Annotated in this window: 24 protein-coding genes; 20 read left to right on the top strand and 4 right to left on the bottom strand. The window is 72.5% G+C overall.

Features of this window, described 5'->3' with window-relative positions:
• Nucleotides 1–40 precede the first annotated feature (40 nt).
• Nucleotides 41–988, bottom strand: a complete 948-nt coding sequence (locus tag HF995_RS09370) for an LLM class F420-dependent oxidoreductase (protein WP_168447496.1) — start codon at nucleotides 986–988, stop codon at nucleotides 41–43.
• A gap of 44 nt (nucleotides 989–1032) precedes the next feature.
• Nucleotides 1033–1998, bottom strand: coding sequence for a PAC2 family protein (locus tag HF995_RS09365; RefSeq protein ID WP_434060853.1), 966 nt, complete (start codon nucleotides 1996–1998; stop codon nucleotides 1033–1035).
• A gap of 168 nt (nucleotides 1999–2166) precedes the next feature.
• On the opposite strand from HF995_RS09365, the gene HF995_RS09360 reads away from it, so the two are divergent.
• Nucleotides 2167–2901, top strand: coding sequence for an HAD family hydrolase (locus HF995_RS09360; protein WP_168447494.1), 735 nt, complete (start codon nucleotides 2167–2169; stop codon nucleotides 2899–2901).
• A gap of 10 nt (nucleotides 2902–2911) precedes the next feature.
• Here HF995_RS09360 and HF995_RS09355 read toward each other — a convergent pair whose 3' ends face one another.
• On the bottom strand, nucleotides 2912–3811 hold the full coding sequence (locus HF995_RS09355; RefSeq protein ID WP_168447493.1) for a RecB family exonuclease: 900 nt from the start codon (nucleotides 3809–3811) through the stop codon (nucleotides 2912–2914).
• A 52-nt stretch (nucleotides 3812–3863) separates the two neighbouring features.
• Between HF995_RS09355 and HF995_RS09350 the strand changes: the two genes are divergently transcribed.
• From HF995_RS09350 to hisF, 10 genes are all read left to right on the top strand, one after another.
• A complete protein-coding gene (locus HF995_RS09350; RefSeq protein ID WP_168447492.1) occupies nucleotides 3864–5078 on the top strand; it encodes a site-2 protease family protein in 1215 nt (404 codons plus the stop codon).
• 37 nt (nucleotides 5079–5115) lie between these two features.
• A complete protein-coding gene (locus tag HF995_RS09345) occupies nucleotides 5116–6234 on the top strand; it encodes a tRNA (adenine-N1)-methyltransferase (RefSeq protein WP_210727279.1) in 1119 nt (372 codons plus the stop codon).
• Nucleotides 6235–6301: 67 nt separating this feature from the next.
• A complete protein-coding gene (gene arc / locus HF995_RS09340; RefSeq protein ID WP_168447491.1) occupies nucleotides 6302–7960 on the top strand; it encodes a proteasome ATPase in 1659 nt (552 codons plus the stop codon).
• A 39-nt stretch (nucleotides 7961–7999) separates the two neighbouring features.
• Complete coding sequence (gene dop, locus HF995_RS09335) at nucleotides 8000–9610, top strand: depupylase/deamidase Dop (RefSeq protein WP_168447619.1); 1611 nt, start codon at nucleotides 8000–8002, stop codon at nucleotides 9608–9610.
• Nucleotides 9611–9687: 77 nt separating this feature from the next.
• Nucleotides 9688–9879, top strand: coding sequence for a ubiquitin-like protein Pup (locus HF995_RS09330; protein ID WP_098457008.1), 192 nt, complete (start codon nucleotides 9688–9690; stop codon nucleotides 9877–9879).
• Nucleotides 9880–9886: 7 nt separating this feature from the next.
• Nucleotides 9887–10714 carry a proteasome subunit beta gene (gene prcB / locus HF995_RS09325; protein WP_168447490.1) on the top strand — a complete coding sequence of 276 codons (828 nt, stop codon included), beginning with the start codon at nucleotides 9887–9889 and terminating at the stop codon, nucleotides 10712–10714.
• On the top strand, nucleotides 10711–11403 hold the full coding sequence (gene prcA, locus HF995_RS09320; RefSeq protein ID WP_168447489.1) for a proteasome subunit alpha: 693 nt from the start codon (nucleotides 10711–10713) through the stop codon (nucleotides 11401–11403). Before prcB ends, prcA begins: the two co-directional genes overlap by 4 nt.
• Nucleotides 11400–12776, top strand: a complete 1377-nt coding sequence (gene pafA / locus HF995_RS09315; protein ID WP_168447488.1) for a Pup--protein ligase — start codon at nucleotides 11400–11402, stop codon at nucleotides 12774–12776. Before prcA ends, pafA begins: the two co-directional genes overlap by 4 nt.
• An 8-nt stretch (nucleotides 12777–12784) precedes the next feature.
• On the top strand, nucleotides 12785–13735 hold the full coding sequence (locus HF995_RS14135) for an FKBP-type peptidyl-prolyl cis-trans isomerase (protein ID WP_168447487.1): 951 nt from the start codon (nucleotides 12785–12787) through the stop codon (nucleotides 13733–13735).
• A gap of 13 nt (nucleotides 13736–13748) precedes the next feature.
• A complete protein-coding gene (gene hisF, locus HF995_RS09305; RefSeq protein ID WP_168447486.1) occupies nucleotides 13749–14519 on the top strand; it encodes an imidazole glycerol phosphate synthase subunit HisF in 771 nt (256 codons plus the stop codon).
• 6 nt (nucleotides 14520–14525) lie between these two features.
• Here hisF and HF995_RS09300 read toward each other — a convergent pair whose 3' ends face one another.
• Nucleotides 14526–15224 carry a TIGR03085 family metal-binding protein gene (locus HF995_RS09300; RefSeq protein ID WP_168447485.1) on the bottom strand — a complete coding sequence of 233 codons (699 nt, stop codon included), beginning with the start codon at nucleotides 15222–15224 and terminating at the stop codon, nucleotides 14526–14528.
• A gap of 67 nt (nucleotides 15225–15291) precedes the next feature.
• Here HF995_RS09300 and HF995_RS09295 point away from each other — a divergent pair, with 67 nt between their 5' ends.
• From HF995_RS09295 to trpC, 9 genes are all read left to right on the top strand, one after another.
• On the top strand, nucleotides 15292–17136 hold the full coding sequence (locus tag HF995_RS09295; protein WP_286189425.1) for an ABC transporter ATP-binding protein: 1845 nt from the start codon (nucleotides 15292–15294) through the stop codon (nucleotides 17134–17136).
• Nucleotides 17133–18986: an ABC transporter ATP-binding protein gene (locus HF995_RS09290; protein ID WP_350308819.1), complete on the top strand. Its 1854-nt coding sequence runs from the start codon at nucleotides 17133–17135 to the stop codon at nucleotides 18984–18986. The genes HF995_RS09295 and HF995_RS09290 overlap by 4 nt, the downstream gene beginning before the upstream one ends.
• 25 nt (nucleotides 18987–19011) lie before the next feature.
• On the top strand, nucleotides 19012–19434 hold the full coding sequence (gene hisI, locus HF995_RS09285) for a phosphoribosyl-AMP cyclohydrolase (RefSeq protein WP_168447484.1): 423 nt from the start codon (nucleotides 19012–19014) through the stop codon (nucleotides 19432–19434).
• Nucleotides 19431–21017 carry an anthranilate synthase component I gene (locus HF995_RS09280; protein ID WP_168447483.1) on the top strand — a complete coding sequence of 529 codons (1587 nt, stop codon included), beginning with the start codon at nucleotides 19431–19433 and terminating at the stop codon, nucleotides 21015–21017. Before hisI ends, HF995_RS09280 begins: the two co-directional genes overlap by 4 nt.
• Nucleotides 21014–21595, top strand: a complete 582-nt coding sequence (locus tag HF995_RS09275) for a Trp biosynthesis-associated membrane protein (protein ID WP_168447482.1) — start codon at nucleotides 21014–21016, stop codon at nucleotides 21593–21595. Before HF995_RS09280 ends, HF995_RS09275 begins: the two co-directional genes overlap by 4 nt.
• A gap of 123 nt (nucleotides 21596–21718) precedes the next feature.
• Entirely contained in the window at nucleotides 21719–21976 is a 258-nt protein-coding gene (locus HF995_RS09270) for an HGxxPAAW family protein (protein WP_168447481.1), read from the top strand.
• A gap of 1 nt (nucleotide 21977) precedes the next feature.
• On the top strand, nucleotides 21978–22607 hold the full coding sequence (locus tag HF995_RS14130) for a DUF4190 domain-containing protein (RefSeq protein ID WP_168447480.1): 630 nt from the start codon (nucleotides 21978–21980) through the stop codon (nucleotides 22605–22607).
• Nucleotides 22597–23061 (top strand): DUF2752 domain-containing protein, encoded by a 465-nt coding sequence (locus HF995_RS09260; RefSeq protein WP_168447479.1) that lies wholly within the window; start codon nucleotides 22597–22599, stop codon nucleotides 23059–23061. Before HF995_RS14130 ends, HF995_RS09260 begins: the two co-directional genes overlap by 11 nt.
• Before the next feature lie 131 nt (nucleotides 23062–23192).
• On the top strand, nucleotides 23193–24020 hold the full coding sequence (trpC, locus tag HF995_RS09255; protein ID WP_168447478.1) for an indole-3-glycerol phosphate synthase TrpC: 828 nt from the start codon (nucleotides 23193–23195) through the stop codon (nucleotides 24018–24020).
• Nucleotides 24021–24078: the final 58 nt, after the last annotated feature.

Raw genomic sequence — 24078 nt, 5'->3', positions numbered from 1 at the left:
GCGTGGGGCCGGGCGGGCCCGGCCCCACGCGGCAGTTGCGTCAGGCGACCTGCGGGATGATCTGCGAGGCCACGAGCTCGATGTGATCGAGGTCGTGGAGGTCGAGGACCTGGAGGTAGAGGCGCTCGACGCCTGACTCGCGCAGCGCGCCGATCGTCTCGACAGCCTCGCTCACGGTGCCGGCGACGCCGTTCTGGCGCAGCTCGTCAGGCTCGCGGCCGATCGCTGCGGCACGCGCCCTGACCTGAGCGTCGTCGGTGCCGACGCAGAGGACGAGCGCGGCAGAGCGGCACAGCGTCGACGCGTCACGGCCGGCGGCCTCGCACGCGGCGTCCACGACGTCGAACCGCTCACGGATCGTGTCCTTCGCAGGAAAGGCCTGGTTGTACTCGGTCGCGAAGCGGGCGGCGAGCGCCGGCGTCTTCGCAGGCCCACCGCCGCCGATGATGATCGGCACGCCCGCACGATCGGGCTGCAGCGGGTCGCGCTGGACAGGCTTGGGCAGGGCAGGGGAGTCCTCGAGCGTGTAGACCTCGCCCGAGTGAGAGAACGTCTCGTCGAGCGGCGTGCCCCACAGCCCGGTGAGGATCTCGAGCTGCTCGGTGAGCATCCCGAAGCGCTTGGCCGGGAACGGCAGGCCGTAGGCCGCGTGCTCGCGCGCGAACCAGCCTGCGCCGAGGCCGAGCTCGACGCGGCCGCCCGACATCTGGTCGACCTGAGCGACCTGGATCGCGAGGACGCCCGGGTGGCGGAACGTGGCGGACGTCACGAGCGTGCCGAGGCGGATCGTGCTCGTCTCGCGGGCGAGGCCGGCGAGAGTCGTCCACGAGTCCGTCGGGCCGGGAAGGCCAGAGCCGTCCCCCATCCGCAGGTAGTGGTCAGAGCGGAAGAAGGCGTCGAAGCCCAGGTCCTCGGCGGCGCGAGCCACCGCGAGCTGGTCGTCGTAGGAGGCGCCCTGCTGGGGCTCGGTGAAGATGCGGAAGTCCATGCCACCAAGCCTCGCACGAGCGGGAGAGGTCGACTGCGGGCACGTCAGCCGGTCGGCGGCGACGCTTCTCCCGGGCTGGCCTCGGGCTCGTCGGGCTCGTCGGGCCCGTCGTCATCGGAGGTTGCGGGGCCAGGGAGGGTGCCGCGGGGCGTGCCGGCGTGGCCGCCGCCGTCCTTCGAGCCAGGACGTGCGCGACGCGGGTCACCTGGCTGGTCGCCGCGCTCACGGCGCCGCAGGTACCGCTCGAACTCCCGCGCGATCGCCTCTCCGGTGGCTTCGGGCAGCTCGACCGTGTCCTTGGCCTGCTCGAGCTGCGCGACGTACTGGGCGATCTCTTCGTCCTCCTCGGCGAGCTCGTCGACGCCGTGCTCCCAGGCGCGTGCGTCGTCGAGCAGGTCACCGAGCGGGACGTGGACGCCGAGGAGGTCCTCGAGCTTGACGACGAGTGCGAGCGTCGCCTTGGGCGACGGCGGGTGCGCGACGTAGTGCGGCACGGCTGCCCACAGGGACAGGGCCCGCAGGCCGCCCTCCTGGGCGGAGTGCTGGAGCACGCCCACGATCCCGGTGGGGCCTTCGTACGCGCTCTGCTCGACGTCCAGGAGCGCCTGGACCGCAGGATCCTCGGAGGTCGCCGAGACGGGGATCGGGCGGGTGTGGGGCACGTCGGCGAGCAGGCCGCCGACGGTGATGACCGTGCGCACGCCCAGCGTGGTGGCGATGCCGAGCAGCTCCTTGCAGTACGTGCGCCAGCGCATCGACGGCTCGATGCCGTGCACGAGCACGAAGCGGCGCCCGTCGAGCTCGGCGACGCTGACCGTCGTCGTCGGCCAGGTCAGCACGCGGCGGCCGTCGTCGTCCGTCGACACCACGGGCCGGTTGACCTGGAAGTCGTGGTACTCCTCGGGGTCGAGCTCGTCGACCTTCTGGGCACCGAGGACCTCAGCGAGGTGCAGGACGGCGGAGGTCGCGGCGCTGCCCGCGTCGTTCCAGCCTTCGAACGCCGCGATCATCACGGCACCCTGGTCGGAGCCGGCCGCGCTGTCGCTGGCGGGCGACACGTCGATCTCGGGCAGCAGGCTTCCGAGATCGTCGGGGAGTTCCGGGAGGATCGGTTCGTCCATCTCTCCAGCCTAGGGGCTGCGGGCGGTCGGGCTCGCGGGATGAGGCACGATGGAGGCATGCCTTCTTCTCTTCCGCAGCAGACGTCTGCCCTCGTCGACCCCGCGACGGGGCGAGCGCTGCCCGCCGCGGTCCTGTGGGACATGGACGGGACGCTGATCGACACCGAGCCGTACTGGATCGCGGCAGAGACGGCGCTCGTCGCGGAGTCCGGCGACACGTGGACCCACGAAGACGCGCTCTCGCTCGTCGGCTCGGACCTGCTGGTGGCGGCGCGTGTGCTCCAGGAGCGCGGCGGTGTGCGGCTCGGGCGCGCGGAGATCGTCGAGCGTCTCGTCGGGTCGGTGAGCGAAGCCATGGCCCGCGAGATGCCCTGGCGGCCAGGCGCGCGCGAGGTTCTCGAGCGGCTGCGCGTCGCGGGTGTGCCGTGCGCTCTCGTGACGATGTCCTACCAGGTGCTCGCCGCGCGGCTCGTCGCGGCGGTGCCGGAGGGGACGTTCGCCGCGGTCGTCACGGGGGACCAGGTCAGCCGCGGAAAGCCGGACCCCGAGCCGTACCGCGTCGCGGCGGAGCGGCTGGGCGTGGACGCCTCGTCGTGCGTCGCGTTCGAGGACTCGCCGCCCGGGCTCGCGTCTGCGGCCGCTGCGGGTGCCCGGGTCGTCGGCGTGCAGTCGGTCGTGCCCCTGCCGCAGCGTCCGGGGCTGAGCCGGGTGCCGACGCTCGAGCCGGTCGATCTGACGATGATCGCGGCCGTGGCGGCGGGGGACGTGCTGGACCTGCTCGCCGAGGCCTGACGACGGGCGCTCAGGCGAGCCCGAGGTTGAGGCGGATCGCGCCCTCGGGGATCTCGGGCGCCTGGCCACCGAACGCTGGGCACAGGGAGCGGTGCGCGCACCAGTCGCACAGCCGCGACCTGCTCGGCGCGAAGTCCTCCGCCTCCGCGTCCCGGACGATCGACGACCAGACGGAGCGGATGCGCGTCTCGGCGCGCTCGAGGTCCTCGATCGACGGCACGGACCTGAGGACCTGGCCGTCGCCGAGGTACATGAGCTGGAGCATCGCCGGCACGGTCTGTCGTGTGCGCCACACGACGAGCCCGTAGAAGCGCATCTGGAACGCTGCCGACGCGCCGTATTGGGGTCGGGGCGACTTGCCGGTCTTGTAGTCGACGATGCGCACCGCGCCGTCGGGCGCGACGTCGACCCGGTCGACGATGCCGCGCAGGCGCGGCCCGTCCTCGAGCTCGACCTCGACGCGGAGCTCACGGGCTCGCGGCTCGAGCCGGTTCGGGTCCTCGAGCGTGAAGTAGGTGTCGAGCAGGGGACCAGCCGTGCCGAGCCAGCGCTCGGCCTCGTCGGCGTCGGCGAACATCGTCGAGTACTCGGGTCGCTCGTGCAGGAGCTTCTCCCAGGCGCCGGGCACGAGCGCGTGCGCGGCCGCGGACGTCCGCTCGCCGGCGGGAGCGTCGAAGAGGTCCTCCAGGACCGCGTGCACGAGGGTTCCCCGCGCGGCGGCCTGGCTCGGCGGCTCGGGGAGCCGGTCGACCGTCCGGAACCGGAACAGGAGAGGGCACTGCACATAGTCGTTCGTACGCGACGGCGAGAGCGGCGCCCGGCGCGTGCGTCCCGGCTCGTCGGCGGCCGCCGCGGCGCCCGGGGCGACGGCGGGATCGACAGGGGCGGCAGCCAGGATCTGTTCGGTCACCCGTCCAGGGTAGGCGGCGGGACCGACACGGCCGTCGCCCTAGGCTGTCCCTGTGGACCATGCTGACGCACGCACCCCCGCCCAGGGCCGGAGGTGGCGCGCGGGGCGCCGGCACCCCCAGGGCGTCGTCGTCGCGAACATCTCGGGAGCTCCGGTCGTCGTGGCCCCGAGCTGGGTCGTCGGTGCGGTCGTCGTCGCTTTCCTGTACGCGCCCACCGCGCGCAGGAGCCTCGCGCTCCTGCCGAGCCTCGCCTCGGACGCGGGGTCGCTCTCGAGGCTCGTGATCGTCGTCTGCGCGGCGATGGTCGTCGTCCTCTTCGGCTCGGTCCTGCTCCACGAGCTCGCCCACGCCTGGACCGCGCGACGCAGCGGGCACCGCGTCGACGCGGTGGTGCTGTCCGTGTGGGGAGGCCACACCACGTTCGAGGCACGCGACTCGACGCCCCGCAGCCACCTCCTCGTCGCCGCCTCGGGGCCGGTGACGAACCTCGTCCTGGCCGGTGCGCTCTGGCTCGGGTACCTCGCGCTCGACGGGCCCGTCACGGGTGTCCCGCACCTGGTGACGCTGCTCCTGCTGTACTCGGGTGCGTGGGCGAACCTCCTCGTCGGGGGGTTCAACCTGCTGCCCTCCCTGCCACTCGACGGCGGCATGATCCTCGAGGCCGCCGTGTGGTGGGTGACCGGGCGCCGTCATGCGGGCACGCGCGTCGCCGCGTTCCTGGGGCGTGCGCTCGCGATCGGTGTGGTCCTCCAGCTTGTCGTGCGCCCGCTGCTCTCGGATCGCGACGGCCTCGACCCGATGCTCGCGATCCTCGCGGTCATCATCGCCATGACGCTGTGGCGTGGAGCCGACGCGGGTGTCACGTCGGCCCGCCGTGCCGACCGGGTGACGCGTCTGCGTGCGTCCGACTTCGTGCGGTCTGCGGTCGCCACGTCCGTCTCGGCGACGGTCGCGTCCGCGATCGAGGTGCTCGAGCGGGCGGACGCCGACGGCGTCGTGCTCGTCGACCCGGCGGGGCGTGCGGTCGCGCACGCGACGGCGGAGGAGCTGCGCGCCGTGCCGGCGGGTCTCCGCGACCTCGAGGCGTCGTCTGCCGCGACGACGCTCGCACCTGCCCCGACGATCGACGTCACGCTCGAGGGCGCCGAGCTGTTCGCCGCCGTGCGAGCCGCGAGCGTCGCTCCCGTCATGGTCGCGACGCGAGACCGCGTCGTCGTCGGCACCGTGCGCGTGCCCGACGTGATCGCCGCGCTCGAGCGCCGCTGAGACCGGGCGGGCGAGCCGGGCCGCGCACGACCTAGACTTGCCCCTCGTGACCCAGAGCCAGCCCGCTGCGCCGAGCAGCCCCACGCCCGCCACCGACGCGTCGACCGACGCCGCCACGCGAGCCGACGCGCCGCCCGCCGTCGAGGCGCTCGTGCGACCGACGTCCGAGCACGGCCGCCCCGAGGCGACAGGTGCCGCGGTGCGCCGCGGCCCGTTCCGCGCCGGCGAGCGCGTCCAGCTCACGGACCCCAAGGGCAAGCTGCACACGATCGCGCTCCAGGAGAACGCGACCTTCCACACGCACCGCGGCTACTTCCGCCACGACGACATCATCGGCCAGCCTGAGGGCTGCGTCGTGCGGACCACCTCGGGGATCGAGTACCTCGCGCTGCGCCCGCTGCTGAGCGACTACACGCTCTCCATGCCGCGCGGCGCCGCCGTCGTGTACCCGAAGGACGCGGGCCAGATCGTCGCGATGGCAGACATCTTCCCGGGCGCTCGCGTGATCGAGGCAGGCGTCGGCTCGGGTGCGCTCACGCTGTCCCTCCTGCGTGCCGTCGGTGACTCCGGCTCCGTGCACTCGATCGAGCGGCGCGAGGACTTCGCCGCGATCGCGCGCGGCAACGTCGAGGCGTTCTTCGGCGGGCCGCACCCGGCGTGGTCGCTGAGCCGTGGTGATCTCGCGGACGTGCTGCCGCTCGTGGCGGAGCCCGGCACGGTCGACCGCATCGTGCTCGACATGCTCGCGCCCTGGGAGAACCTCGATGTGACGGCGGCCGCGCTCGCGCCCGGCGGTGTACTCGTCTGCTACGTCGCGACGACGACCCAGCTCTCGCGCCTCGCCGAGGACCTGCGGGACCACGGCGGCTTCGCCGAGCCTGAGGCGTGGGAGACGATGGTGCGCAGCTGGCACCTCGAAGGTCTCGCCGTCCGCCCGAACCACCGCATGGTCGGTCACACCGGCTTCCTCCTGACGGCGCGTCGCATGGCCGACGGCGTCGAGGCGCCTGTGCGGCGTCGTCGCCCGTCGAAGGGCAACTACCCGACGACGAGCGAGGAGTGGACGCCGGAGGACCTCGGCGAGCGCACCGTCTCGGACAAGAAGGTGCGTCGTGTCCGCCGGGATGTGGGACAGGCCGCGAACCCCGAGGCGTAGGCGCGTAGGGTCGAGGTGACGAAGGTCGAGCGCGGCCGTCCGGCCGCGCCGTGACGAGGAGGCGACCATGAGCCACGACACGAGCCACGGACCGTCGGACCCGCACGGCGCGAACGCCGACGACCCGCGTCTGACGATGCTCGCCGCGCGCAACGAGCGTCTCGTCGAGGCGCTCACGGCCGCACGCAACCAGATCGTCACGCTGCGTGACCAGCTCGACGACCTCGCGCGTCCGCCTGGCGGCTACGCGACGTTCCTCGCGGCGCGCGACGACTCGACGGTCGACGTCCTGTACTCGGGCCGCAAGATGCACCTCGCGGTCAGCCCGGCTGTCGCCGTGGCGACGCTGCGGCCCGGCCAGGAGCTGCGCCTCAACGAGGCGATGGTCGTGATCGAGGCGGGCGGCTACGAGCCTGTCGGCGAGACCGTCACCGTCAAGGAGCAGCTGGACGAGCAGCGCGTGCTCGTCGTCGGGCGCTCCGACGACGAGCGGGTCGTGCGGCTCGCTGGTTCGCTCGACGGAGCCCACGTGCGCGTCGGCGACCTGCTCGTCGCGGACTCGCGCAGCGGCTTCGTCTTCGAGGTCGTCCCGCGCAGCGAGGTGTCCGAGCTCGTGCTCGAGGAGGTCCCCGACATCGCGTACGAGGACATCGGTGGGCTCGGCCCGCAGATCGAGCAGATCCGTGACGCGATCGAGCTGCCGTTCGACCATGCGGACCTGTTCCGGGAGCACGGGCTGCGACCGCCAAAGGGCGTGCTGCTGTACGGCCCGCCCGGGTGCGGCAAGACGCTCATTGCGAAGGCGGTCGCGAGCTCGCTCGCCCGCATGGTCGCGGCCCGCGACGGCTCGAACAGGGAGATGCGCAGCTTCTTCCTCAACATCAAGGGCCCCGAGCTGCTCAACAAGTACGTCGGTGAGACCGAGCGACACATCCGCTCGATCTTCGCGCGCGCCCGGGAAAAGGCGTCGGACGGGACGCCGGTCGTCGTGTTCTTCGACGAGATGGAGTCCTTGTTCCGCACGCGCGGCACGGGGCTGTCGTCCGACGTCGAGACGACGATCGTGCCGCAGCTCCTCGCGGAGATCGACGGCGTCGAGCGCCTCGACAACGTCATCGTCATCGGCGCGTCGAACCGCGAGGACATGATCGACCCCGCGATCCTGCGGCCCGGCCGCCTCGACGTGAAGATCAAGATCGAGCGGCCCGACGCCGAGGGCGCGCGCGAGATCTTCGCGAAGTACCTGACGCCCGACCTGCCCGTGCACGCCGACGACCTCGCCGAGCACGGCGGGGCCGCTGCTGCCGCTGTCGAGGCGATGATCCAGCGCACGGTCGAGCGCATGTACTCCGAGGACGACTCGAACCGCTTCCTCGAGGTCACGTACGCGAGCGGTGACAAGGAGGTGCTGTTCTTCAAGGACTTCGCCTCGGGCGCGATGATCCAGAACATCGTCGACCGTGCGAAGAAGCACGCGATCAAGGACCTGCTGTCCATCGGCGCGCGCGGCCTGCGCGTCGACCACCTGCTGCGGGCGTGCTCCGAGGAGTTCAAGGAGAACGAGGACCTGCCCAACACCACGAACCCGGACGACTGGGCGCGCATCTCCGGCAAGAAGGGCGAGCGCATCGTCTTCATCCGGACGATCGTCCAGGACGCCAAGCAGGGGGGCAGCGCGTCGAGCCGCACGATCGACACCGTCGGCTCGACGGGCCAGTACCTGTAGCGACGCGGCTAGGCTGGCGCCGTGACTCTGCGGCGTGTGATGGGCATCGAGACCGAGTACGGCGTCGTGACGCCGGGCAACCCTAGGGCGAACGCGATGCTCATGTCGTCGCAGGTCGTCAACGCCTACCGGGCGCTGTCGGCGCAGCGCAGGCCGGCGCGGTGGGACTACGGCGACGAGGACCCGCTCTCGGACGCGCGCGGCTACCGCCTCAACCGTGCCGCGGCGCACCCGTCCCTGCTCACGGACGACCCGTCGCGGCCGGCGCCGAGCGGCCCGTCGTACCCGGAAGCGGACGCGGGTGACGCGGCCGTGCAGTCGGTCCAGCAGGTCGAGCGTCCGGTCGTCCCGGAGTACGACGACCCGAGCGCGGCGAACGTGATCCTCACGAACGGCGCTCGGCTGTACGTCGACCACGCCCACCCCGAGTACTCGTCGCCCGAGGTCATGTCGCCCCGTGACGCCGTCGTGTGGGACGTGGCCGGCGAGCGGGTCGTGCGCGCTGCGGCGCGCGAGCTCGCGCAGGTCGGCATCGACGTCGTGCTCTACAAGAACAACGTCGACGGCAAGGGCGCGAGCTACGGCACTCACGAGAACTACCTCGTCGACCGCGCCGTGCCGTTCTCGACGATCACGGACCTGCTCACGAGCTTCCTCGTGACGCGCCAGGTGTTCTGCGGCTCGGGCCGCGTCGGGCTCGGGCCGACGGGACAGGAGGCGGGCTTCCAGCTCTCCCAGCGCGCGGACTACATGGAGGCGGAGGTGGGTCTGGAGACGACCCTGCGTCGCCCGATCGTCAACACGCGCGACGAGCCGCACGCCGACCGCGCCCGCTGGCGCCGCCTGCACCTGATCATCGGTGACGCGAACCTGCTCGAGACGGCGACGTACCTCAAGCTCGGGACGACGAGCCTCGTGCTGTTCGTCCTGGAGAACCTCGACCGGGTGCCCGGCGCTGCGGCGCGGCTCGACGCGCTGCGGCTCGCCGACCCGGTGCCCGACGTCGCGACCGTGAGCCGGGACCTGACCCTCACCGTCCCGCTCCTGCTCGCCTCGGGCGAGCGTCGCACGGCACTCGAGATCCAGACGGAGCTGCTCGCGGTCGCCCGTGACGCGTGCGGCGCGCTCGGCTCGAGCGACGCCGAGACGCTCGACGTCCTCGACCGCTGGGAGGACGTGCTCGCGCGGCTGCGCCGCTCGACGTCGGAGTGCGCACGCGACGTCGAGTGGGTCGCGAAGCTGCGCCTCCTCGAGCGCATGCGCGAGCGTGAGGGCCTCGCGTGGGACCACCCGCGGCTCGCGGCTCTCGACCTGCAGTGGAGCGACGTGCGGCCCGAGCGTGGTGTCTATCAGCGCCTCCTCGCGGCGGGTGCGGTCGACCGGGTGGCCGACGACGCTTCGGTCGAGCGCGCGGTCGTGCACGCTCCGCTCGACACGCGTGCGTACTTCCGCGGGGGCGTCATGGAGCACTTCGCGGACGCGGTGAACGCGGCGAGCTGGGACGCGGTCGTCCTCGACGTGCCGGGAGCCGCAGCGCTCCAGCGCGTGTCGATGCTGGACCCGCACCGCGGCACCGCGGAGCACGTCGGTCCGCTGTTCGCCGCGCACGCCCACGACGTCGCAGGATTCCTCGCGGCGCTGACGTCCTGACCGTGGCGCGGGCACGCCTCACCGTCGCGTCCCCGATGGGGTTAGATGGAGTGAAGCACCTGCACGAAGGAGGAGTCATGGCCGGTCAGGAACGTGTCAACCAGTCCCACGACGACGCAGCCCCGGAGAACGAGCCGGCCCCGCCCGCAGCGCCCGCGGCGCAGTCGCGCGACGCGGAGGTCGACGCCCTCCTCGACGAGATCGACGACGTCCTCGAGACGAACGCCGAGTCCTTCGTCCGCGGCTTCGTCCAGAAGGGCGGCGAGTGATCTGCCGATGAGCGCTGACGCACCAGGAGGGCTGCCCGCGTCCTTCATGCGACCGGGTTCGTCGTCGTTCGTCGACTTCCTCGCCGACCACGCCCCGCACCTGCTTCCTGGCGCGCGCCCGGGCGGCGTCCCGCAGGACGTCGGCGTGCCGCACGCGACGACGATCGTCGCGCTGCGCTTCGACGGCGGGGTCGTCATGGCGGGGGACCGCCGTGCCACTGCGGGCTCGCACATCGCGAGCCGCGACATCGAGAAGGTCTTCCCCGCGGACGAGCTGTCTGCTGTCGGCATCGCCGGGACGGCAGGTCTCGCCGTCGAGCTCGTCCGGCTGTTCCAGCTCGAGCTCGAGCACTACGAGAAGATCGAGGGCACGCTCTTGTCGCTCGACGGCAAGGCGAACCGGCTCGCGACCATGATCCGCGGCAACCTGGGTCTCGCGATGCAGGGCCTCGTCGTCGTCCCGCTCTTCGCGGGCTACGACGCTGACCGTGGGGCGGGCCGGATCTTCTCGTACGACGTGACGGGCGGGCGCTACGAGGAGCAGGACTTCCACGCTGTCGGCTCGGGCGCGATGTTCGCGCGCGGCTCGCTCAAGAAGGAGTGGCGTCGCGGCCTGGGCCGCGACGCGGCCGTCCGCGCTGCCGTCGGTGCGCTCTTCGACGCGGCGGACGACGACTCGGCGACCGGCGGCCCTGACTCGCTGCGCGACATCTGGCCGGTCGTCGCGGTCGTCACCGCGATCGGCTACGAGCGGGTCGTCGACGCGGAGCTCGAGGCCGCGACCTCCGCGATCGTCGCGGACCGCCGCTCCCGACGGACGGAGGTGCAGCCATGACGATGCCGTTCTACGTCTCGCCCGAGCAGCTCATGAAGGACCGGGCGGACTTCGCGCGCAAGGGCATCGCTCGCGGCCGCAGCGTCGTCGTCCTCGGGTACGACGGCGGGATCGCGTTCGCGACGGAGAACCCTTCGCGTGCGCTGCACAAGATCTCGGAGATCTACGACCGCATCGCGTTCGCCGCGGTCGGCAAGTACAACGAGTTCGAGAACCTGCGCGTCGCAGGCGTGCGCTACGCGGACCTGCGCGGCTACTCGTACGACCGTGGTGACGTGCAGGCGCGTGGGCTCGCGAACGCCTACGCGCAGACGCTCGGCACCGTCTTCACGACCGAGTCGAAGCCGCTCGAGGTCGAGATCGTCGTCGCCGAGGTGGGGGACTCGCCCGCGACCGACCAGATCTACCGGCTTTCCTACGACGGATCGGTCACGGACGAGCACGACCACGTCGTCATGGGTGGTGACGCCGAGGAGCTCGCCGAGGCCGTCGCGGCGGCGTGGCGCCCAGCGATGACGCTCGCCGAGGTGACGCGTCTCGCCGCGTCCGTCCTCGCCAAGGGCGACGACCGTGACCAGGTCGCTGCGACGCAGCTCGAGGTGGCCGTGCTCGACCGGCGGCGACCGCGCCGTGCGTTCCGCCGCGTGCTGGCCGCCGAGCTCGCCTCGCTCATCGAGGGGGACGCATGACGACCGACGCGACCAGCACCCGCCGCATCTTCGGCCTCGAGACCGAGTACGGGGTCACGTGCGCGACGACGGGCGACGACCGGCTGACGGCCGACGAGGTCGCCCGGCACCTCTTCCGCAAGGTCGTGGCGTGGGGACGTTCGTCGAACGTGTTCCTGACCAACGGCTCTCGCCTCTACCTCGATGTCGGGTCGCACCCCGAGTACGCGACCGCGGAGTGCGACGACCTGCGCCAGCTCGTGACGTACGACCGCGGCGGCGAGCGCATCCTCGAAGGGCTCGTGGAGGACGCCCAGCAGCGACTGACCGAGGAGGGTGGCTCCGGGACGATCCATCTCTTCAAGAACAACACCGACTCGGCCGGCAACTCCTACGGGTGCCACGAGAACTACCTCGTGCGTCGCAAGGGCGACTTCGCGAAGCTCTCGGACCTGCTCGTGCCGTTCCTCATCACGAGGCAGGTGCTCACGGGCGCCGGGAAGATCCACCAGACCCCGCAGGGCGCGCGGTTCTGCTTGTCCCAGCGTGCCGAGCACATCTGGGAAGCGGTCTCGAGCGCGACGACCAGGTCGCGCCCGATCATCAACACGCGCGACGAGCCGCACGCCGACGCCGAGCTGTTCCGGCGGCTGCACGTGATCGTCGGCGACTCGTCGATGTCCGAGACGACGACGATGCTCAAGGTCGGTGCGACCGACCTCGTGCTCCGCCTGATCGAGTCTGGGGCCAGGTTGCGGGACCTCGCCCTGGACAACCCGATCCGGTCGATCCGCGAGATCAGCGCCGACGTGTCCGGCCGCGCCCCGGTCGAGCTCGCGAGCGGTCGTGTCGTCACGGCGATCGACCTGCAGGAGGAGTACCTCGAGAAGGTCGTCGCGCACCTGGACACGCACGGGGCGTCCGAGACCGACAGGAAGGTCGTCGACCTGTGGAGCCGCGGCCTCGCCGCGCTGCAGGACGGCGACATGACGCCGGTCGAGCGTGAACTCGACTGGGTCATCAAGCACAAGCTGATCGAGCGCTACCGGGCGAAGCACGGCCTGGACCTCGGCGACCCGCGGGTCGCCCGGCTCGACCTCGCGTACCACGACATCTCTCGTTCCGAGGGGATCTACAACCTCCTCGCCGAGCGCGGCCTCGTCGAGCGCGTGACGACCGACGCCGAGATCCTCGAGTCGACGTCGATCCCGCCGCAGACGACGCGGGCCAAGCTGCGGGGCGACTTCGTCAAGGCCGCCCAGAACGCGCGGCGCGACTACACGGTCGACTGGGTCCACCTCAAGCTCAACGACCAGGCGCAGCGGACCGTCCTGTGCAAGGACCCCTTCGCGAACGTCGACGAGCGCGTCGAGCGCCTCATCGAGGCGATGTGAGGAGATCTGTGACTGCTCCGCGGGCCGTGCGCCGCGTCTGCTCCGGTGTCGTCGTCGCGGCGCTCGCCGTCGCCTCCCTCGTCGCGTGCACGTCGTCCGACGAACCGGACCGGACGGTGACCGTCTCGGGGTCGTTCGGCGGTGTGCCGCAGCTCGAGTTCGCGAAGCCGCTCACCGTGACCGAGCCGTACATCGAGGTCGTCTGGGAGGGGGACGGACCGGAGGCGGTCGAGGGGTCGACCGTCCTGCTGAACCTCTTCGGCCAGGACGGCCGGGACGGCACGCAGATCGTCGACACGTACGACGAGCTGCCCCGGGTCCACGAGGTGACGGTCGACTCGCTCGGCGGCCGGCTGCACAGTGCGCTCCTGGGCCAGGAGGCCGGTGCTCGCGTGCTCGTCGTCGAGGAGGTCGACGACACCCCTGTCGTGCTGGTCGCAGACCTCATCGCGGGCCGTGCGGTCGGCGACGAGGTCGACGTGCCCGAAGGTCTGCCGTCGGTCGCGCTCGACGACTCCGGAGCCCCGACCGTCACGCTCCCCGACTCGGGCCCGCCTGAGTCGCTCGTCGTGCAGCCGCTCGTGCGCGGTGTCGGCAACCAGGTCAAGGCAGGGCAGACAGTCATCGTGCAGTACACGGCGGTCGCGTGGTCGTCGGGCGAGGTCATCGACTCGTCGTGGCCGGAGGGCAGGGCTCCGTTCACGACGATCGTCGGTGACTCCCGCCCGGTCGCCGCGTGGGACGAGGGGCTCATCGAGCAGACCGTCGGCAGCCAGGTGCTCGTCGTCGCCCCGCCCGCGTGGGCGTACGGCGGGACCGACTCGGCATGGGCCGAGGAGACGGTCGTGTTCGTCGTCGACATCCTCTACGCCGGTACGCTTGCGGCGCCCGAGGACACCGGGACGCAGGAGAGCGACGAGGGGACGGGCAGCGACGAGCAGCCCGCCGAGGACGAGTGAGGGAACAGCTTCGATGAGCGTGTCGATCAGGGTCATCCCGTGCCTGGACGTGGACCAGGGCCGCGTCGTCAAGGGCGTGAACTTCGAGAACCTGCGCGACGCGGGCGACCCTGTCGAGCTGGCCCGCCGCTATGACGCCGAGGGTGCCGACGAGATCACGTTCCTCGACGTCTCCGCGTCGTCGGGCAACCGCGAGACGACGTACGACGTCGTGCGCCGCACGGCTGAGCAGGTGTTCGTCCCGCTCACCGTCGGCGGCGGTGTGCGCAGCACCGAGGATGTCGACAAGCTGCTCCGTGCAGGCGCCGACAAGGTCGGCGTCAACACCGCGGCGATCGCCCGCCCTGAGCTCATCAGCGAGATCGCGGCACGGTTCGGCTCCCAGGTCCTCGTGATCTCGGTCGACGCGCGCCGCTGCCAGGAGGGTACGCAGACCGCGTCGGGCTACGAGGTCACGACGCACGGTGGCCGCCGGGGCACGGGCATCGACGCGATCGAGTGGGCCGCCCGCGCGGCGGAGCTCGGCGCGGGGGAGATCCTCCTGAACTCGATGGACGCCGACGGCACGACGGCTGGATTCGACCTGGACATGCTGCGCGACGTGCGCCGGACGGTCTCCGTGCCGCTCATCGCGAGCGGCGGCGCGGGGGAGCCCGCGCACTTCACCCAGGCCGCCCGGGCCGGTGCGGACGCGGTGCTCGCGGCGAGCGTCTTCCACTTCGGCACCCTGACGATCGGTCAGGTCAAGGACGACATGCGTGCGGCGGGGATCCCGGTCCGCTGACCGGGGTCAGGGGAGCGGGCAGCGTGCGGCGATCACCGCGACGTCGTCCGCATCCCCCTCGACGGTGAGGCGGGTGCGCGCGCCCCGGCGGAACGCGTGCAGCACGAGGTCACCGAGGTCGCCGCGCACGACGACCGTGCCGTTCCCCTCGCGCGGCCGGTGCACGACGGCGCGAGGACCGTCGTCCCTGACGTAGACGAGGCCGACGGGTACGCGCATGAGCATCATCGGCGCCGCACGGCGCAGCGCCTGCCAGATCGTGTCGGCCTCGTCGGGGGAGAGGCTGCGGGACGGCGGGAGCGGGCCTGGCGTCGGCGCGTCGGGCGCCGCGAGCGAACCGTCCTCGGCGAGCGCTCCCGCGCGCCGGACGTCCTCGCCGTGCACGAAGAACTCGAGCAGGTTGACCGAGTCGCCCGCGAAGCCCCACGGGCTCCACGCGGCCGGCGCCTGGGCGAACTCGTCGAGCGTCGCGGCGTACTCCTCGGGGTCGAGGCACCGTTCGACCGCCGCGTCGAACGCCTCGGAGCCGACCCGGCCGACAGGTCCGGGGACCGCCCTGAGGTGGCTGAGCGCCGCGGACTCGCGGTGCAGGAGGTGGACCGCGAGGTGGCGGGACCGCCACCCCTCGCACAGCGTGGGCGCGTCCGGGCCGACGGAGAGCAGGAGTGCGGCCAGGGTCTCGCGTTCGTGCTGGTGCCAGGTCATGCATTCATCGTGGCACGGCTCGTGACACGATGACGTCAGCCGGGTCGTCGTCGAGGGGAGTGTCTGCATGCGTCGTCCGCACGCCCTGCCGGGCTCCCGGGCACGGCAGTCGATCGTGCTCATGGCGCGCGGCATCCGAGACGAGTGGCGCACCTACGTCCTCGCGATCGGTGTCTCTGCGGTCGGCGGCGCGATGACGGTGGGCGTGTCGGTCGTGCTCGGTCGGGCGACCGACGAGGTCGTCGTCCCCGCCCTGTCCGGTGCGGACGTCACGTCGGGCGACGTGTGGCGCGCGGGCGGTGCGATCGCCGCCGCAGCGCTCGTCCTCGCGCTGACCGTCGCAGGGCGCCGCATCTTCGCGGGCATCGGTTTTGCGAAGCTCGGCGCGAACCATCGACGCGCCGTCACGCACCGCTTCCTCGAGCTTCCCGTGTCCTGGCACCGGTCGCAGCCGACCGGGCAGCTTCTCGCGCACGCGAGCTCGGACGCCGAGGCGGCGACGGGGGTGTTCAACCCGCTTCCGTTCGCGCTCGGCGTCGCGGTCATGCTCGTGGTCGCGACGGTCCAGCTCTTCGCCGTCGACGCGTGGCTCGCTGTGGCCGCCCTGAGCGTGCTGCCACTCGTCCTCGCGGTCAACGTGGTGTTCCAACGACGCATGACGCCCGCCGTCACGGTGTCGCAGCAGCTGCGCGGCGAGATCTCTGACGCCGCGCACGAGAGCTTCGAGGCGGGGCTCCTCGTCAAGGCGCTCGGGACTGCGGGACGCGAGGAGCGCCGGTTCGACGCCGTCGCGCAAGAGCTGCGCGCCGCCAACGTGCGCGCCGGGCGGGTGCGTGCGTACTTCGACCCGGTGATCGAGCTGCTCCCGTCGCTCGGGACCCTGCTCGTCCTCGGCGTGGGGGCGTGGCGCGCGAGCGCGGGCGCGGTAGGCACGGGGGAGATCGTCGCGGCGGCGTACCTGCTGACGATGCTCGCGGTGCCCGTCCGGGCGTTCGGCTGGGTGCTCGGCGAGCTGCCGCGCGCGCTCGTCGCGTACGACCGCACCAGCCGCGTGATCGACGCCGACGGGGACCTCGTCCCCGGACGCGGCGCCCTGCCGCCCCGCGACGGTCACGGCGTCGCCGTCGACGTGGACGACGTGGGCCTCGTCGTCGCTACGAGCCACGGGCCGGTGCCGATCCTCGAGGAGGTGAGCCTCCACGTCGCGCCGGGCACGGTCGTCGCCGTCGTCGGGCCGACGGGTGCAGGGAAGACGACGCTCGTGTCGCTCCTCGCGCGGCTGTCCGACCCGACGTCGGGCGCCGTGCGCATCGACGGGGTCGACGTGCGGGACCTGAGCGTCGAGGAGCTGTCGTCGGCGGTCGCGCTCGTGGGGCAGTCCACGTTCGTCTTCGAGGACACCGTCCGCGGGAACGTCACGCTGCAGGACGACGGCGCCCCGGACGCACCGTCGGACGACGCCGTCTGGGCGGCCCTCGACCAGGCGCACGTCGGCGACGTCGTCCGAGCGCTGCCCGGGGGCCTCGACGCCCCGCTCGGCGAGCGTGGCGCGAGCCTGTCCGGTGGCCAGCGGCAGCGTCTCGCGATCGCCCGGGCGCTCGTGCGCAGGCCGCGCCTCCTCGTGCTCGACGACGCGACGTCGGCGGTCGACCCGCGTGTCGAGGGCGACATCCTCGGCTCGCTGCGTGACACAGGCTCGCAGGCCGACCGCCCGACGGTCGTCATGGTCGCCTACCGGATGTCGAGCGTCGCCCTCGCGGACTCGGTCGTGCACGTCGAGGGTGGCCGCGTCGTCGACACGGGCACGCACGCCGAGCTCATGCGTCGCGACGCCGGGTACGCAGCGCTCGCGACCGCGTACGAGGACGAGGCCGCGCGCCGCGCGGACGAGCGCGAGGAGGGGGACGCGTGAGGGCCGGGGTGCGCAGTGCGGAGCAGGGACCTACGACGGACGCGACCGGGCGCATCGCCGCCGCGAGCTCTCTCGGCGTCTGGGCGACGCTGCGTGCGGGGGTGCGCGTCTCGCCCGAGCTCGTCGACGGGATCGCCCTGACGCTCGTGCTCGCGGTGGTCGCGGCAGCGGGCCGTGTGGTCGTGCCGGTCGCGGTGCAGCAGGCGATCGACACGGGGTTCGGTGGTGCGGGCGGGGTCGACGTCGGGCGGGTCGTCGTCCTCGTGCTCCTCGCAGGGGGTCTCCTCGTGCTCGCGGGCGCGTGCTCGACCGTCGTCAACGTCCGCCTGTTCCGCAGCACCGAGGCGGGTCTGGCGACGCTGCGCGTCCGCGCGTTCCGGCACGTCCACGACCTCTCGGTCCTCACGCAGAACACCGAGCGTCGCGGAGCACTCGTGTCGCGCGTGACGAGCGACGTCGACACGATCTCGACGTTCGTGCAGTGGGGTGGCGTCATGCTGCTCGTCTCGACCCTCCAGGTGACCGCCGCGACGGTCCTCATGGCCCTGTACTCGTGGCCGCTCGCGATCGTCGTGTGGCTCGCGTTCCTCCCGCTCGCGCTCGTGCTCGGTCCTGCGCAGCGGCGTGTCGGGGCCGCGTACGCGGTCGTGCGCGAGCGCATGGGAGCGATGCTGGGCGCCATCTCGGAGTCTGTCGTCGGTGCCGAGACGATCCGCGCGTACGGCGCGTCGGACCGCACCCGGCGCCGGGTCGACGCCGCGGTGGCGGGCCACCAGGAGGCAGCGGTCCGTGCGCAGGTGCGTGTCGCGACCGTGTTCGCGAGCGGGACGCTCGTGGCGAACCTCGTCCTGGCTGTCGTCGTGGTCGTGGGGACCTTCCTGGGGCTCGCCGGTGAGGTCACGATCGGAAAGCTCCTGGCGTTCCTCTTCCTCGTGCAGCTCTTTACGGGCCCGGTGCAGATGGCGACCGAGGTGCTCAACGAGATGCAGAACGCTGTCGCCGGCTGGCGCCGCGTGCTGGCCGTGCTGGAGACGCCGCTCGACGTCGTCGACCCGACTGACGGGGTCGAGAGCCCGCGCGGCCCGGCGAGCGTCGAGCTGCGCGGCGTGTCCTACTCGTACCCGGGCGGGCCGCCGGTCCTGCGTGACGTCGATCTCGTGCTGCCTGCGCGGACCCGGGTCGCGATCGTCGGGCGGACTGGCTCGGGCAAGACGACGCTCGCTCGGCTCGTGGTGCGTCTCATGGACCCGACCGAGGGTCAGGTCCTGCTCGACGGCGTCGACCTGCGTCGCCTCACGCTCGCGTCGCTGCGCGAGCGTGTCGTCATGGTCCCGCAGGAGGGCTTCCTGTTCGACGGCACGCTCGCCCAGAACATCGCGTACGGGCTGCGCTCCGGGAGCGCCGCGGAGGGTGACGAGCTCACGCCGCAGTCGCGCGCCGCCGTCGCGGCCGCGGTCGAGGAGCTCGGGCTCACCGAGTGGGTGCGGACGCGGCCGCAAGGGCTCGACTCGCCCGTCGGGCAGCGCGGCGAGTCCTTGTCGGCGGGGGAGCGCCAGCTCGTCGCGCTCGCCCGGGCCCACCTGGCTGGTGCCGACCTGCTCGTCCTCGACGAGGCGACGTCGGCTGTCGACCCGGTCGCGGAGGTGCGTATCGCACGGGCGCTCGAGTCGCTGACCGAGGGCCGCTCGACGATCACGATCGCGCACCGCCTGTCGACCGCGGAGTCGAGCGACCTGGTGGTCGTCGTCGACGAGGGGCGCGTCGTCGAGGTCGGTCGGCACGACGAGCTCGTCGCTGCGGACGGCGTGTACGCGGGCATGCACGCCGCCTGGATCGCTCAGACGCGCTGACCGTCGACCGTGCGATGATCGGCCGGTGAACGACTCGACCCCTGCCCCCGCGCCCGTCCTCGACCCGGCGGTCGCCGCCCGGCTCAAGCGCGACCAGGCCGGCCTCGTGGCCGCTGTCGTGCAGCAGCACGACACCCGTGAGGTGCTCATGCTGGGCTGGATGGACGACGAGGCGCTGCGCCGCACGCTGACCGAGGGGCGCGTGACGTTCTTCAGCCGCTCGCGCGAGGAGTACTGGCGCAAGGGCGACACGTCGGGGCACGCGCAGTACGTGCGGTCCGTCGAGATCGACTGCGACGGTGACGCGCTGCTCGTCCAGGTGGAGCAGATCGGTGCGGCGTGCCACACGGGCGAGCGCACGTGCTTCGCCGCGGGCGGCGACCTGGGCGCGGTGGTCGGAGAGGTCCCCGGCGTCGCCGGGGGTTCGAGCGAGGAGGAGACGCGATGACGGCGGCTGACGAGCGCACGGTGACCGGACCGGGCGAGTCCCTGCCCTGGGGCACGACGTGGCCGTCCGCGGACGACTTCTCGTGGCTCGCGGCGCAGCACCGTCGTGTCATCCCCGTCGTGCGCAGGCTCCTGGTCGACGACGTCACGCCGGTCGGGCTGTACCGCACGCTCGCGGGCGGTCGCCCGGGGACGTTCATCATGGAGTCCGCGCCGCTCGACGGCGGCTGGTCCCGCTGGTCGTTCGTCGGCGTGCGCTCGCGTGCGACCCTGTCGGTGCTCGACGGCGCGGCGCGCTGGTCCGGCGACGTGCCTGCGGGCGTGCCGGCGGACGGTGACGTGCTCGACGTCCTCGCGCGGACGCTCGAGGTGCTCGCGACGCCGTCGTTCGACGGTCTGCCGCCGTTCACTGGTGGGCTCGCGGGTGCTCTCGGCTGGGACGTGGTGCGGCACTGGGAGCCGACGCTGCCGTCGACCGCGCCTGACGAGCTCGGCGTCCCTGAGGTCACGCTGTGCCTCGCGTCCGACATCGCGGCGGTCGACCACCTGACCGGCTCGGTGTGGCTCATCGCGAACGCGATCAACTTCGACGCGACGGACGAGCGGGTCGACGAGGCGTACGCGGACGCGGTCGCACGCCTCGACGCGATGCAGCGCACGCTCGTCGAAGGGCGCGGTGCGGACGTCGCGAGCGTCGCGGTCACGCTCGGAGACGCACCCGAGCCTGTGCTCGAGTTCCGCTCGGAGCGCGCCGACTACGAGGCCGCGATCTTCTCGGGCAAGGAGGCGATCCGCGACGGTGAGGTCTTCCAGGTGGTGCTCTCGCAGCGTCTCGACCTCGACTGCCCGGCGGCGCCGCTCGACGTCTACCGGGCGCTGCGCACGATCAACCCGAGCCCGTACATGTACTACTTCCAGCTGCAGGATGCCGCCGGGGGCGACTTCGCGGTCGTCGGGTCGAGCCCTGAGACCCTCGTCAAGGTCGAGGACCGACGCGTCGTGACGTTCCCGATCGCGGGCTCGCGCCCGCGCGGGGCGACGCCGGAGGAGGACGTGGCGCTCGCCGAGGACCTCCTCAGTGACCCGAAGGAGCGCGCGGAGCACCTCATGCTCGTCGACCTGTCGCGCAACGACCTGGTCAAGGTGTGCTCGCCCACGTCGGTCGAGGTCATCGAGTTCATGGCCGTACGCAGGTTCAGCCACATCACGCACCTGTGCTCGACTGTCGTCGGGCAGCTGCGGCCCGGTGCGTCCGCAGTCGACACGCTCAGGGCGACCTTCCCGGCAGGCACGCTGTCCGGGGCTCCCAAGCCGCGGGCGATCGCGCTGATCGACGAGCTCGAGCCTGCGTCTCGCGGCATCTACGGCGGTTGCGTCGGTTACTTCGACTTCGCGGGCGACATGGACATGGCCATCGCGATCCGTACCGCGCTCCTGCGCGGGGGGCGGGCGAGCGTCCAGGCGGGCGCGGGGATCGTCGCCGACTCGGTCCCCGCGACGGAGTACGAGGAGTCGAGGTCGAAGGCGGCTGCGGCGGTGCGCGCGATCCAGCTCGCCGCGCGGCTGGCGGGCGCGGGCGCATGATCGTGCGGGGGCTGTCCCGCCGGGCGGCCGTGCTCGCGTGCGTCCTGCTCGGCGTCGCGCTGCTCGGCACGGGGCTCCTGGGCTGGGTGCGCGCGGAGGGGACGAGCGCTCTCGACGGCAGGGTGCCGATCGAGGTCGTCGGCTCCGGCGCCGCTCCGGCTGTGACGGCTGCGGGTCTCGCGGTGCTCGCGGCGGGGGTCGCGGCGCTGCTCGTCGGCACGGGCGGGAGGTTTGTCGTGGCGGCGGCACTGGGCGCGGCGGCGGTCGTCGTCGTCGCGACGTCCCTCGGTGTCGTCAGCGACCCCGCGAGCGTCGCGTCCTCCGAGGCGGCACGCCTCACGGGGGTGCCGGTCCTGTCGGCCGAGGCGACGACGACGTCTGCTCCGTGGATCGCGGCGGCGCTCGGCGTCGCCGCGTTCCTCGTGGCGGTCGCCGTGCTGCCGGGTGGTCGAGGGTGGCAGCGACGTTCCGACCGGCACGAGCGCCCGTCGTCTCCCCGCCCTGGCGAGGGCCCTCCTGCGGACGACGACGTCGCTGCGCTGTGGGACGAGCAGTCGCGCGAGCGTGACGCCGGGTAGTGGGCGTGCCACGCTCGTGACTAGGACCTTCGGCTAGGCTCTGAGTGCTGGGCGCACCGCGAGGCGCGGCCGCGACCGTACGAGCGGCCCGAGGGGGCCGCGTCTGGCGAAAGGGCATGCACGATGGCTGAACCGATCGAACCGACACGGGAGACGATGTATCTCCCGCCGGCCGCTCCCCATCACAACCACGGGCACACGACGGCAGCCTGGACCACGACGATCGTCGTCCTCCTCGGTGTCCTCGTCGCCGCCGGTGCTGTTGTCGCGTCGCTCCCGTGGCTCTTCTGGGTCGGTATCGGCATCGCGGCGCTCGGTGTCGTGAGCGGCAAGGTGCTCGCGGTCCTGGGCTACGGGCAGCCTGACCTGGCAGGGCGCTGACGTGTCCGACAACCGACCGTCCTCGGACGACCCGTACGCGACCCCGTCGAGCAGCTCGCCATTGGGCGGCGCCCCGACTCCGGGGTCCGCACCGAGCAGCTCGAACGTCTCGCCCTACGGCGGGTACGTACGACCTGCGGACCAGGGAGCCGCACCCGGCCAGCCGCCGTACGGCGCGCCGCAGCAGCCCTACGGGCAGCAGGCTCCTTACGGTGGCCAGCAGCCTCAGTACGGCGCGCAGCAGCCCTACGGGGCGCAGCAGCAGCCCTACGGACAGCCGTACCCCGGCCAGCCGTACCCGGCCTACGGCGCCATGCCTGACCGCTCGGGCAACCAGCTCGGCGTCTGGTCGCTCGTGCTCGCGATCGCGACCTTCTTCACGGGGTGCTTCCCGGCGGCGATCGTCGGGATAGTGCTCGGGGCGAAGGGCCGCCGTGCAGCGAACGAAGGGCGCGCCGACAACGGAGGGCTCGCCACGACCGGCTGGATCCTCAACATCGTCCTCACCGTGCTGACGGTCCTCGGCATCGTCCTGTTCTTCGTGTTCGTCGCCGCGCTCGGCGGCTGGGACGCCTTCATGGACGGCTGGAACACCGGCTGGGAGACCGAGATCACGAGGAATGCTGTCTGACATCGCTGCTGCGCCGGGAGCATCCGCTCCCGGCGCGACCGCGCGTCCGCAGGCGGGGCGGTTGCGTCGGGTCGCCACGCCCGTCGGCATCGCCGGCGCCGCGATCGTCGGCACGACGCTCCTGGCGACGCGGTCCCCGCACGTCCCCGGCTCCTATGGGATGTGTCCCCTCCTCGCGCTGACGGGGCTGCAGTGCGCGGCGTGCGGTGCGCTCCGAGCGACCCACGACCTCGCGCACGGCGATATCGCGGGAGCCTGGGCGCTCAACCCGTTGTGGGTCGTGGCCGTCCCCCTGCTCGTCGCGCTCTGGGTCGCGTGGACGCGCAGGGCGTGGCGCGGTGAGGTTGCGGGACGGGTCCTGGGATCGACGTCCCTCCCGCTCGTGACCGGCGCCGTGCTGATCGTCTACTCGGTCCTGCGCAACCTCGTCCCCGCGCTCGCCGCAGCGTCGTGAGCTGCGGCGGGTCGCCCCACGTCGTGCGCGTGCTTCCCGCCTGTCGGACGGTGGTCAAGGGCCCTTCGGGACCCGCCTACGATGGGACGGTCATCACACGAGGGACAGACGTCGGGGGAGGGGTGGACCAGATGCCCGCACAGGAGCGGACCGTGCTGGAGGACATCGTCGCGGGGGTCTGCGAGGACCTGGCGGTGCGGCAGTCGCTGACCAGCCTCGACGACCTGAAGGAGCGCGCCGCGCGCATGCCCGGCGCGATCGACTGCGTGCCGCGGCTCCGCCTCGAGGACGCCGTGTCCGTCATCAGCGAGGTCAAGCGGTCGAGCCCGTCCAAGGGTGAGCTCGCGTCGATCGCCGACCCTGCCGCGCTCGCGTCCGAGTACGAGGCTGGCGGCGCGTCGGCCATCTCGGTGCTCACGGAGCAGCGGCGCTTCAAGGGCTCGCTCGAGGACCTCGCCGCGGTCCGCGCGCGCGTCGACGTCCCGGTCCTGCGCAAGGACTTCGTCGTGACGCCGTACCAGGTGTGGGAGGCCAGGGCGTACGGCGCCGACATGGTGCTCCTGATCGTCGCGGCTCTCGAGCAGACGGTCCTGGAGTCGCTCGTCGAGCGTGTGCACTCGCTCGGGATGACGGCGCTCGTCGAGGTCCACACGGTCGACGAGGTCGCCCGTGCGGCTGACGCCGGAGCCCGGGTGATCGGTGTCAACGCCCGCAACCTCAAGACGCTCGACGTCGACCGGACGACGTTCGCGCGGCTCGCGCCCGCCGTCCCTGACGGGATCGTCCGCGTGGCGGAGTCCGGCGTCCGCGGACCGCACGACGTGATGGACTACGCGAGGTCCGGCGCGGACGCCGTCCTGGTGGGCGAGGCTCTCGTGACGGACGCGTCACCCAGGGCCTCGGTCGCGGCGCTCGTCGCGGCCGGTGCGCACCCGTCGCTGCGAGCGGTCCGGCACTAGCACCGGTCGCTGACTGCACCTGAACCACCCGCGACAGCGGGACGATCGCCCGGCGCGC

This window comes from Sanguibacter hominis ATCC BAA-789 (assembly GCF_012396185.1).
Classification (GTDB): Bacteria; Actinomycetota; Actinomycetes; order Actinomycetales; family Cellulomonadaceae; genus Flavimobilis; species Flavimobilis hominis.
This window is presented reverse-complemented; position numbering and strand designations above follow the sequence as displayed.